The organism is Microcystis sp. M31BS1 (assembly GCF_020245285.1).
GTDB classification, from domain to species: domain Bacteria; phylum Cyanobacteriota; class Cyanobacteriia; order Cyanobacteriales; family Microcystaceae; genus Microcystis; species Microcystis panniformis.
Genome location: NZ_JADBVE010000047.1, coordinates 1 through 11,186, shown reverse-complemented (window position 1 = coordinate 11,186; position 11,186 = coordinate 1). Strand labels below are relative to the sequence as shown.

Annotated in this window: 8 protein-coding genes and 3 pseudogenes; 6 read left to right on the top strand and 5 right to left on the bottom strand. The window is 43.4% G+C overall.

All coding sequences use genetic code 11. From position 1 onward, the window contains the following. Positions 1–336: 336 nt before the first annotated feature. Both IM509_RS02620 and IM509_RS23965 read right to left on the bottom strand, forming a co-directional pair. A pseudogene (locus tag IM509_RS02620) lies at positions 337–1,512 on the bottom strand (RNA-guided endonuclease InsQ/TnpB family protein). Between the two features lie 221 nt (positions 1,513–1,733). Beyond that, a pseudogene (locus IM509_RS23965) lies at positions 1,734–2,081 on the bottom strand (type I restriction-modification system subunit M N-terminal domain-containing protein); the annotation flags it as partial. Between the two features lie 471 nt (positions 2,082–2,552). On the opposite strand from IM509_RS23965, the gene ndk reads away from it, so the two are divergent. Continuing rightward, positions 2,553–3,002, top strand: a complete 450-nt coding sequence (gene ndk / locus IM509_RS02610; RefSeq protein WP_052275338.1) for a nucleoside-diphosphate kinase — start codon at positions 2,553–2,555, stop codon at positions 3,000–3,002. Positions 3,003–3,114: 112 nt separating this feature from the next. After that, on the top strand, positions 3,115–4,488 hold the full coding sequence (locus tag IM509_RS02605; protein WP_052275339.1) for a DICT sensory domain-containing protein: 1,374 nt from the start codon (positions 3,115–3,117) through the stop codon (positions 4,486–4,488). 1 nt (position 4,489) lies between these two features. Here the strand turns inward: IM509_RS02605 and hpnH are convergent, their stop codons facing one another. Next, a complete protein-coding gene (gene hpnH / locus IM509_RS02600; RefSeq protein ID WP_052275340.1) occupies positions 4,490–5,506 on the bottom strand; it encodes an adenosyl-hopene transferase HpnH in 1,017 nt (338 codons plus the stop codon). Positions 5,507–5,904: 398 nt separating this feature from the next. Here hpnH and IM509_RS02595 point away from each other — a divergent pair, with 398 nt between their 5' ends. Together IM509_RS02595 and IM509_RS02590 are read left to right on the top strand one after the other, a co-directional pair. After that, positions 5,905–6,504 carry a DUF1517 domain-containing protein gene (locus IM509_RS02595; RefSeq protein WP_052275341.1) on the top strand — a complete coding sequence of 200 codons (600 nt, stop codon included), beginning with the start codon at positions 5,905–5,907 and terminating at the stop codon, positions 6,502–6,504. Beyond that, positions 6,461–7,393: a hypothetical protein gene (locus tag IM509_RS02590; RefSeq protein WP_185237580.1), complete on the top strand. Its 933-nt coding sequence runs from the start codon at positions 6,461–6,463 to the stop codon at positions 7,391–7,393. Before IM509_RS02595 ends, IM509_RS02590 begins: the two co-directional genes overlap by 44 nt. Positions 7,394–7,459: 66 nt before the next feature. Here IM509_RS02590 and IM509_RS02585 read toward each other — a convergent pair whose 3' ends face one another. Both IM509_RS02585 and IM509_RS02580 read right to left on the bottom strand, forming a co-directional pair. Beyond that, positions 7,460–7,975, bottom strand: a complete 516-nt coding sequence (locus tag IM509_RS02585) for a phycobiliprotein lyase (RefSeq protein WP_052275343.1) — start codon at positions 7,973–7,975, stop codon at positions 7,460–7,462. 61 nt (positions 7,976–8,036) lie between these two features. Continuing rightward, positions 8,037–8,705, bottom strand: a complete 669-nt coding sequence (locus IM509_RS02580) for a HEAT repeat domain-containing protein (protein WP_052275344.1) — start codon at positions 8,703–8,705, stop codon at positions 8,037–8,039. A 357-nt stretch (positions 8,706–9,062) separates the two neighbouring features. Between IM509_RS02580 and IM509_RS02575 the strand changes: the two genes are divergently transcribed. Further along, positions 9,063–10,592 carry a hypothetical protein gene (locus IM509_RS02575; protein WP_185237579.1) on the top strand — a complete coding sequence of 510 codons (1,530 nt, stop codon included), beginning with the start codon at positions 9,063–9,065 and terminating at the stop codon, positions 10,590–10,592. 173 nt (positions 10,593–10,765) lie between these two features. Next, positions 10,766–11,128, top strand: a pseudogene (locus IM509_RS02570) (RpnC/YadD family protein); the annotation flags it as partial. Positions 11,129–11,186: the final 58 nt, after the last annotated feature.

Sequence of the window (11,186 nt, the reverse complement as noted above, 5' to 3'; positions counted from 1 at the left end):
GGGCTGATTTTTGAGAGTTTTTGTTTTTTACTTTTTCAGCAAACCCTAAGTAGTCATGCAAAATTAATTACCTGCCCGATCGAGCTAAAACCCTTACGGGGCAATGATCGTCATGTGTAAATAATTTTGCCTAGGTACTTAACCCAGTCACAGCTTGCTTTTAGCCTGTGTACTAATTAATAAGTAGTTCGACGGCTGAAGCGTATATCTATCGTTGCTAATTCAATTTCACTGAAAAAATATGAGGCAATTAAAATAATTTTTATTCGGGTAGATTCCTTAACTAGAAAAACTTTTGGTCTTGAGATAATATTAGTCCGAGGTCTTTTGCTTACCTCATAAGCGATTAAAGGTAGCAAAAAAAGAATTAGATTCGGAGAATGAATCAGCCCTAGGGGTGGTTGCTGTTTGCCCAACAGTACCTTTGAGATGATTTACAAAATATTTCAACCCTTTTTTAAGAATGTTGATTGCTGCATTATGATCCCTATCTAAGACTGTTTTACAGTTAGGGCATTGATGAGTTCTAGTGCTTAATGTTTTTTGCACTCTCGTCCCACAAGCTGAACAATATTGGCTAGTAAAATGGGTAGGAACAGCAACACAAACAATCCGATAAATCTTGGCAAAATAATTCAATCATTCAGTGAATTGATACCAAGAAGCATCAGAAATCGATTTGGCAAGCTTATGGTTTTTGACTAAGTTTCTTACCTTTAGAGCCTCATAAACTACCAGATCATTAGACTGGACTAATGCCAAAGCGTCTTTAATGGCTTTGTCTTTACGTTGTCTTAATACTTTAAGATGAAGCCTAGCTACTTTTATCCGTTGCTTGTGATAGTTTTTAGACTGTTTGTTTCCTTGAGGAAACTTTTTGTATAATCGTCGTTGTGCTTTTTTCAGTCGTTTTTCTGACTTTCTTAAATAACGTGGATTCTCTACATTATTGCCTTGAGCATCGGTATAAAATTCCTTTAACCCTAAGTCAATTCCTGTTATTTGTCCCGTTGGTTTACCGTCAGCACGTCTAACAACTCTTACCCGTTTAATCTGTTGCTCTGAATAATAAAATAATGTCTTTTGACTACACCATAAATCAAATTCTCCTGCTTGAAAACCATCAGTAAATCTGATTTTACGTCGATCATCAGATAGTTGGTAGCCTGTTAATTTATACTCAAAGGAACGGTTATGCTTTTTGAACCGAGGAAACCACTTTTCCCCTGGTATCTTAGCATGACAATTCTGATAAAACCTATTAATTGATTGCCAGGCTCTATCAGCAGCCGATTGACGAGCTTGTGAGTTTAATTTATTAACATAAGGTGTTTCTTTATTATTAGCTAGTACCGCACAAAGTTTTTGGAGATCATTGCGGGTTGTCCCTTGATTTGACCCCCAATAACGAACACAAGAATTACGCACAAACTGAGAAGTTATGATAGCTTTATCGAGCCGGTGATATTGCTCTGGTGTTCCGTTTTTTAGCTTTGCTTCTACGACTAGCATCTAACAATCCTCGACCCTTGGCTAAGTTAGGTATAACACAGTTTACCCACAGATGGTGGAATTAAACCGATGCTCCGCGGTTGATATTCTGGTCTGATTTCATCCCCCGCAAAGCTGAGTATCTTCTCGAAAAATGTAGCGGGGGCATTCATCCGACATTTTAGGTAAAGGTCGCCCTTGGTGTCCCGATCCCCCATCGGGATTTTTTCAATTTGCTCGATTACCGTCGCCAGCAGCGCCGGAGACGCGATGAGAAACACCGCATTCTTCATGTGTTTAGCGTAGGTGCTACCCTTGCAGAATTGCCCCAGATCTTTGATAAAGGGAAACGCTTCATCCCGGACAATCTGGAGCATTGTCTCCGCATCATCGATATTTTTGAAGTGCGACCAACGGATATGCTGTTGGCTGGCGGTAAAGGTGGTATTTTCGAGTTTTTCGCCTAATCGTTGGGCTTTACGCTCCTTAGCTAGTTCTAGGTCATCTAGGCGCTTGATGAAGAGTAAATAGGAAATCTGCTCGATTACCGAAAGCGGGTTACTAGACCTCTTGCATAAATCCGAAAACAAACGATAGAAACAATAATGGGAGGGACTTTCAGTTAATTATTTATTAGTAGTTGATAATCTTCAAAAATGTTGCTGTACAAGGATCGACTTAAGACTTTTGCAAGAGGTCTACTAATGCCGTTATTCCAGAAGGTTGTCCAAAGTTTATCTAGGGCTTGCTGAATAAATCTAAAAACCTTGTTGGATAAGGCTTTTAGACTTTTTTTCCTCAAAAAGTGCCGACCATTGGAGGGATCGGGGGTAAAATTCCTGGACTTTTTCCCTGAAAATTAGGTAACTGACTACCCCAAAATCGGTAAAACCCCACACCCCACACCCTGCCCCCACGAAAAACTTTTTGCCGCAAACCCTAGCTAAATCGGACAGCAAGCTAACTCAGCAATTGAAGCGAAAATGCTGCCATTCTCTAGGATGCCATTCCGGGTTAATATGGGTTTTGTGACAATTTATGGCTAAATTTTAAGAGGCAGTATGGAACGCACTTTCTTAATGATTAAACCCGACGGTGTGCAGCGCAATCTGGTGGGGGAAATTATTCAACGCTTTGAAACTAAAGGTTTTACGCTGGTTGGGTTGAAAATGATGCAGGTTTCTAGGGAATTAGCGGAAAAACACTACGCTGTTCATAAAGAACGACCCTTTTTCCCTTCTTTGGTCGATTTTATTACCTCCTCCCCCGTGGTGGCTATGGTTTGGCAAGGAGACGGAGTAATTGCCTCCGCTAGAAAAATTATTGGTGCCACTAATCCCCTCAATGCTGAACCGGGTACGATTCGCGGTGATTTTGGCATTAGTTTTGGACGCAATCTTATCCATGGGTCCGATGGTCCATGTACCGCCACAGATGAAGTTAGTCTCTGGTTTAGCGATGCAGAATTGGCTGATTGGACTCCCGCCATCACTTCCTGGGTGGTAGAGTAATTCCCTTTGAAGTAGTCAGGAGCCGGTCGTCAGGAGACAGGAGACAGGAGATGGCTTTTATTTATTCTCTCCTCTCCCCTTTCCCCACACTCAACCCCTAATCTTGCCACTTATGACCGTAGAATCCAGCTTACAACAGTTAAAAAGAGCTTCATCGGGACGATTACCCAGCAGTTACGGGGTCTATTTTAAGAATACCCTTGTGGCTCTCTGTCATGCTCTTGAAGATCATATCTTGCAAACTAGCAGCCCAGACAGTACAAATAAACCACTGGTTTTAGTCACCTTTCAACAGGGAAAATGGTATTTACAGGAAGCTGAGCGCTATTTAGATATTGCTCGCTCTTCTCGTCATATTGCGATCGCCGCCGTGGCCGATAGTGGTTTTTCTGAGCATAAAACTGGCAGTTTAGAGAATGTTTCCCTAGTAAACTTAGATAATAGCGATAGTTTGGTTAATGAGTGGAATTTAATCATTCTTTCCCCCGATTACGCCTCCATGGTACTCTGTCATGAGTTATCCCCAGAAGAATACCGGTCCGATAGTCAACCCCAAATAGACACGGAGCGAAAATTCTACGGTTTATGGACATTCGATCGCGATTTAGTTGAAAAAGCCGCTAGTATCTTAATTGAGCGTCTGCATCCCTATAATCCCAGTCTAGCGGCCGATTTAAGCAGACAACAGCAGGAAATTAGTCAAAATATTAATCCCATTCCCACGGATTTAACCGGAGTAGTCTCTCGCATTGTCACCTATCTGCAAACCAGTCAACAGCAGTTAGTCACCGTCAGCAGACAAGCGCGAGAATTAAGCGACTTAGAAGGACAAGCATCCCGTTTAAATAAAAATTTAGCCGCTAATAAACTGCAAGCTTTTCTAAGAATGGCTCAAAAAGTCGATGAAAGAGATATTGATAATCCCCTCGCTTCCCTACAGGTGGCTGCTTTAGCGGAAATGTTGGGACAATTGCTCGATTTACCCACCCTGAGATTACGACGCTTACGATTAGCTGGTTTATTATACCGCATCGGTCTAGCGGAGGCTCCGATCGAAGTTTTTAGACAGCGTGCCAGTCAGTTAGAGGGAGCAAATGCGTTATTTTGGCGGGATAGATCGGTATTAGGCGCACAATTACTCGCCACTATGCCCGAATTAGCTCCAATTCAACAGATTATTTACCATGAGTTTGAATACTGGGATGGTAGCGGCGTTCCCAACGGACTAAAAGGGGAAGAAATCAGCCTAGAGTCGCGAATTTTGGGATTATCAGCCTATTTTCAGGAATTAACTCAACCGCGAGGCGATCGACTAGCTCTAGATTTAGGAGAGTCCCTAGAACGTTGTCAAAATTATAGCGGGATTCGTTTCGATCCCGCTTTGGTAGAAAAATTAACTTCGGTAATTCGTCTGTGCGAAATGGGATGGATGCAATTACCCGATCGCCCTAGTCAAGTCCCCGCCGTCTGGTTAGAATCAGTTTAGATTAGACTCCGATTAAACTCTGCATGGCACGTCCCATATTAGCCGGTTTAAAAGCTGCCATGGCCGCGGTCGGTTCATAGCCGCAATGTACCATACAATCGGCACATTGAGAATTGCCACTGGCCCGACCGTAGTTATCCCAATTGGTTTCTTCTAAAAGTTCCCGAAAGCTTTTGTAATGTCCTTCGTTGAGCAGATAACAGGGTTTTTGCCATCCTAAAAGACTATAACTAGGACTACCCCAAGGAGTGCATTCATAGTCCTGTTCACCGATGAGAAAATCGAGAAAGAGAGGATTATGGTTAAAATTCCACTTTTTCTGACCTGATTTCCAGGGTGAGAGAATTTCTCGGAATAAAGCTCTGGTTTGCTCCCGTTTTAAGAAACTATCTTGATCCGGGGCCCACTCATAACTATAACCGGGGGAAATCATCATACCATCGATGCCCAAAGTAGCGAGAAAATCGAAAAATTCCTGCATTTCTTGCGGTTCTGTGCCTTCAAAAACCGTGGTATTAGTAGCAACCCGAAAACCTCTCGCTTTCGCCGCTTTAATCCCTTGTACTGCCTTATCGAATACTCCCTCTCGATCCACACAGCGATCGTGATGTGCTTTTAAACCGTCCAGATGGACACTAAAGGTAAGATAGGGTGAAGGAGTAAATTTATCCAGGCTTTTTTCCAATAACAGAGCATTGGTACACAGATAGACGAATTTTTTTCTGTCCACTAACCCCTTGACAATTTCATCGATTTGTGGGTGTAAAAGCGGCTCGCCCCCGGGAATGGAAACCACGGGAACCCCACATTCTTCCACCGCTGCGAAACATTCTGCCGGGGTGAGATGATTACGGAGAATTTCTGGGGGATGTTGAATCTTACCGCAGCCAGTACAGGCTAAATTACAGCGAAATAGGGGTTCTAGCATTAAAACTAAGGGAAAACGCTTTTTTCCTGCTAGACGCTGTTTCAAGATATAGGAAGCAACCACTAAAGCTTGTTGTAGTTGGACAGCCATTTGCTCACACCAATAGGATTTTAAGTCATTATAGACTGTTAGCAGGGCATCAGGGCATAGGAGCCTAGAAAATGGCAAAATAAATAAAAGCTGAGGGCTTTTTTGGCTGTTTACTTGATTATCGGATAGATTAAACCCCTTGCCTGATTAAGTCCTATCAGTTATCAGTCTTTTTAGCTAAGTAGGTAAGATGAACGTAGGTTGGGTTGAAGCATGAAACCCAACGCCCGATCATGTTACGCTACCGCTAACCTATCCTACAAATAATTGTGCCTCCCTACTTATCAGCTTTTATTTATCCGATTAATTAGCCATTATCACCTTGATCTAGCTGATGGCTTCAAGACTACTGACTCCTAACCTTAACGACAATTTTTGATTTTTACCAGAGGTCTATTATGAGTTCTTTAGGCGATCGCTTCAAGAAATTTGCGGGAAAAACTCGCTATGTGGTCTGTCGCTTATTTTTGCATCTCTACGGACAAGAAGTCGCACCTCTGATCGGTATTCTTAATCGTGCCGGCCGGGAGGCGATCGATTCCGAAGGCGATTTAGAGGTCATGGGAGAGGGTTTAGTAGAAATTTGTCAAAATCTGCTGCAGATGAACCTCTATTGGTTTTCTGTGGCTAATGAGGGCGATATTTTTTGGAGTGAGGGGGAAGCGGGAGACTACGTTAACGAACTGTTTACCGATTCCGCGGCCAGATACCTAAGTGAATCGGTGTCTGGGGAAGTGGGGGAAAACGAACCCTTAACTTTACCCGTCACCGATAACTTAGTTGTTATGATCACAATAGCCTTCGAGGGTGAGAGTGGTGCTTTAGAAACTAGCCTAGCCGATCGAGAGGCCCTGGAAGATGGTTTAAAATCAATAATTAACCTTCACTACCAAGGTCGGCTGCGTGCGATTCAGGTACATTTTTCTCCTGCTCAATTGGGAGATGAATTGACCAATGAGCAACTATTACTCAATTTCCCCGAATTGCTGCCTTTATAGTCTTAATTTTGCCCTTATGCTGCGCCAAGTAACGACAATCTTTTTAATTCTTACCCTTTGTTGCACAACGGTGGCCTGTGGTTCCTCGTCAAATCAAACTCAGTCACGGTCAGCTAATAACAGTAGTGTAAGACGAGAATCCAATCAGGTTAGTAGCGGTCGCTACGAGGTGCAACAAGCTACCTACGATGACGGAGATGGCACTTATACCTTAATGCTGTTAAACACCCCTGCGGGGACTTCTCCCCTCTTTCGCAGCACTAACCTGCAAATGGCTAGATTAAGCGATGAAGCTATCGCTAAAGGGGAAAAAACCGCGGTAGAAATCAACGGTGATCAGGCTACCCTGTACATGACCGAAGATTTTAAAATTGAGTATGTCCATAATGTCACGGAAGTGCGGAACAATCCCCAAACCGGACAACAGGAAACCGTGGTGATTCGGCAAGAATCGAGTTTTTGGAGTCCTTTTTTCGGTGCTGTTGCTGGTCAAGCTTTGGGTAGTTTGCTCTTTCGTCCTCAATATTACGTTCCTCCCCTCTATACTCCGGGGGGTGTGATGACCGGTTTTGGTGGTTACGGTTCCACCTATAATCAGGCAGTAGATCAATACCGGACTAAACATAATAGTCCACCTCCGGCAGTCAAAAACCGGCAAACTCTCCGTTCTACTGGCAATTTACGTCGTTATCCCAGTAATACTTCCTCTAGTCCCAATCGCAGCACCACCACCACCACAAAACCCAGTGGTTCCGGTTATGGTTCCAGTACCCTGAAGAATTCGGGTAAATCTGATAATGTCAAACGTTCTCCTAGTTTCGGTTCCTCCGGTTCCCGTCGTACCCCTAGTCGCAGTGGTTTTGGCAGCAGCAGACGCGGCCGACGTTAGGAGGATTTGACTGGAGTGGTGGAAGATTAATCCTGTCTTCCCCACCTCAGACATTGGAGATGACAACTACTTAGGAGCAACCATTTTGCGAATTTCCGAATAGAAAACCGTCTGGCGATCGCCATTGGCCGCCTGGATAATACTGGTACGCAATCTCAGATTAGGACTAGCAAACCAGATTCTTTCCTCGATACGATGGTGATTATCCTCGATGGTTAAAGTTAAAGCTTGATCGCTTCTGAGATGATATTCTCCCAGCGCTGCCGATTTACCGTTCGATGTGATTAATTTTCCTTGCCAAGGATTCTCTGAGGGTAGCCAAACTAAATAGCTAGAACCGATTTTTTTCGGTTGTCCATAGTCCACGGAATTATCCCAAGTCGCTTTCCATCCCCCTAGACTGGCCGGGGACTGACAGTTATTTTCTAAACATAATTGCACCACATCGGCAGCATCGGCAGCCAGCAAATCGATGGTGATTTCTGCTTTATTATTGGCAACTTTTTGGGCAGCTAATTGATAACTGGTGCGCTGAGAAAACCATTTACCCGCACAGAGATTAATAAATTCTTGAATGTCCATGAATGGCTGTAGGCAAAGATTGATCGCTCTGGAAGAATAGATTATTTATTCTATCCTATACCTAGACCTTGGCCAATTTTTGCAAGGATAAACGGGCCGCTTCGCGCACTTGCGGATGTTCGTCTTTAACCAAAAATTTTAAGGCTGCGATCGTTTTTTCCGCCGGAAGATGGCCTAAAGCTTCCGCTAATCGCTGCCGGATTAACCAGTCATCAGAGTTAACAAAAGTTAAAAGCTTCTCGACGGTTTCCACTGCTTTGATTTCCCCAAGGGCAGCAATAGCGGCCTGTTGAATAACCGCTTCGTTACTATCGAGAGCCGATAATAACACCTGTTTAGCCCGAATATCGCCCAAATTGCCCAAAGCGACGGCGGCACTAAAGCGGACTAACCATTGCGTGTCTTCGTAAAAAGCCCGTTGTAGGGGTTCAAAAGCGCGAATATCTTCTAAATAACCTAAAGCCCCCGCAGCATCGGCGCGAATGCCATAATCGGCATCATTGGCTAACAAATCCACTAGGATAGGAAAGCATTCCTCGGTTTGTTTGACTCCCAAAGCAAAGACAGCCATCGATCGCACCGGTAGCATTTCATCATAAAGGACTTTTTTGATCAAGGGTACAGCTTCCTCCGGCGTCACTTCTCGCAGGGATGCCAAGGCCAACAGACGATCTTTAGAGTTGCTGCTTTCTAACTGGAGGGCAATGGCTTGTGTATCAGGCTTGCTCATTTTTGTCAACCACTTGTAATATTTCTTTAATTCTAACGCAATTCTTGGCAATTCAGAAACGAGAGTGGGGAAAGGATTTCTTGAGGATTTCTTAAGGATTGAGACGAGGGTTGACTTCCTCCAGGGAACTATAATTTAAGTATGGTAATACGATAAATGCTAGGCTTTCTGATAGATTCAGCGGGCGTTGGGTTTCATGCTTCAACCCAACCTACGTTCATCTGATAGATTCAGGAAAAAAATATAAGGACCCACTCCCCTTTAGGTCAGCGAGGTTGAGATTAAAAAAAACAGATAGCCTAGGGCTAATTAGCTTGTCTAGCCGCAACTGCCACACCTAGACAAGCAGGGGGTATTATGGTGAAACATCAAGTTTTTAATACTGGTTCTTTGACTCTAGACACGGAAAAAGAGCAGCTCTTTGTGTCCGTGACTCCAGACTATCAAAAAGGCCCCGGCATTCAACGAGATGGTATAACCTCCCCCAGAATGCAGGATCCTCATGCAGTGCAGGATATAATGTTTCCTCGACTTACTCGAACTGCTATTCCTAGCCTAGACTCTACGACCAATGCTTACGAGCAGAGAGCGGGTACTTGGACACTTTATCATCATCTCAAAGAATTCTGCGCTCAGCGAGGAGAGGATTGGCTAATTATTGGCGCCCAAGGTTGCGGGGATCTAACGATGAATCCGTGGCATCTTGCCTATCTTGGCCCTAATTACTACATAAACTCCTTGCAAAATCAATTATGTGGGATGTTTCTCCCCGGAGGCTATCAAGAACCGATCAATCAGCGCATCTATCGGTGTTTGGTCAAATGGTGTGATGCTATGGCTACACACCTCGGCCATCGTTATGAATTTTTGGATTTAAAATTTATGGCTGGAGGCGCAAATATAATACAGATTAACGATCCGAAGGTGGCCCGCAAATATGATGCTTTTTTAAGACCGCTACCTGGATACAATCCTGATTTACATAATATCGCCCCATTTTTAGAGTTTGCCCTAGCGGGAAAAACTATTATTCAACAAGGTGATGTGGTTCCCCTATTTACTGCTATCGATCGATTCCAAGATGTACGCCATATTTTTTGCCTGCCTTATCAAATTCCCTGTGCGGGGAATTTTAGGAGGCAGGGTATTGATAAAATTAACTTGGGGGAATATCAACTCTACGGCGATTTGAATGCCCGGCGTGCCGCTTTAAACGGACCGATTATCGTAGAAACTCAGTTAAATCCTCTCGGCGGTTTTCTGCAGATCAATCTGGGTGATCCTGCTGTCGCTGACGAATTGACGCGAAATAACTTTAAACAAGTTAATTTTTCTCCGCGTCGGGCAGGAGAATATTTTCCTTACCCCGGAGGAGATACGGTAGAAATTTACTTTCCCAAGAGCATCTATCCTTTCGGAATTTTGGGAATGTCCGGTCAAAAAATTATCTGTTTTGCTTCCTCGGGATTATCGGGAAGAATTGGCAATACCCTAGAAGGGATTACCTTAATTATGAGCGATGGATTCAGTGCGGAAGAAGCGATGGTTTTAGATGAAGGATTTGACGTTTTTCAAATGATCAATCCCATGAAAGATGATCATGCTTTCACTTATACCAACGAGGAATTATTGGATAGAGTCTTAGCTTTTACCTACGATCAAATGCTTCTAGATACGGCTGCAAGCGTTAACAATCCGGTTAATGGTCCCGCACTAGGTGGAGACATGAGAGAATGGCCTCTTAATCGAGATTTATTGAATCAAGTGGAAATTGATTATGGCATCAGAGGATCTGGTCTAGATTATGCGGATATCTTTCCGGTGAGGTTACGTCGCTCGCAAATCAGAAGTATTTTGATTGTTGCTGTCCCAAAAAATCCTCAATAGGGAGATTCAACCCGGTGCGTCTCAATTTTTTAGAAATACCTAGGGTTTGAACAAGCCAATTGGCGATCGCACTCTCGGCACCGTTCCGCTTACCTTATTCGCTAAAAAGCATACAGGATAAAGGTAACAGCAATTTTAAAACCCTTCCCTTAAAAAATTAAGCAAACAAAGAGTTATTACCCTTTGCCGTCCTCAGCAATACTGATGACCCCGAACAGGTGTTAAGTCTGGTGTCCCGTTCTCTAGAAACTATTTCCCAAAAACAGGTGCAAAGCAATCTCGCTGCCGCTACCAGCATTCTCGCCGGGTTAGTATTAAATCGAGAGACGATTAAAAAAATCCTTCGGAGTGAGATTATGAGAGAATCCGTCATCTATCAAGATATTTTAGAGGAAGACAGAGAGGAAGGATCATTAACCGCTAAATTAAACTCTATTCCCCGTTTATCGGTCTTAGGATTAAGTCTAGAACAAATTGCCCAAGCTTTAGACTTAGATATTGAACAAGTACCACAAGTCATTGAGAGACAAAATTGAGTGAAAACGGACAGTATTTTCTATCGTCTCTTTCAGACTTTTCCTGAAAGTTTCTTTG

Bases quoted from the DNA above. Each gene is read 5' to 3' on its own strand.
- IM509_RS02605 (WP_052275339.1), top strand. From the start codon at position 3,115: ATGACCGTAGAATCCAGCTTACAACAGTTAAAAAGAGCTTCATCGGGA.
- IM509_RS02580 (WP_052275344.1), bottom strand. From the start codon at position 8,705: ATGAGCAAGCCTGATACACAAGCCATTGCCCTCCAGTTAGAAAGCAGC.
- IM509_RS02590 (WP_185237580.1), top strand. From the start codon at position 6,461: ATGAGCAACTATTACTCAATTTCCCCGAATTGCTGCCTTTATAGTCTT.
- IM509_RS02585 (WP_052275343.1), bottom strand. From the start codon at position 7,975: ATGGACATTCAAGAATTTATTAATCTCTGTGCGGGTAAATGGTTTTCT.
- IM509_RS02575 (WP_185237579.1), top strand. From the start codon at position 9,063: ATGGTGAAACATCAAGTTTTTAATACTGGTTCTTTGACTCTAGACACG.
- hpnH (WP_052275340.1), bottom strand. From the start codon at position 5,506: ATGGCTGTCCAACTACAACAAGCTTTAGTGGTTGCTTCCTATATCTTG.
- IM509_RS02595 (WP_052275341.1), top strand. From the start codon at position 5,905: ATGAGTTCTTTAGGCGATCGCTTCAAGAAATTTGCGGGAAAAACTCGC.
- ndk (WP_052275338.1), top strand. From the start codon at position 2,553: ATGGAACGCACTTTCTTAATGATTAAACCCGACGGTGTGCAGCGCAAT.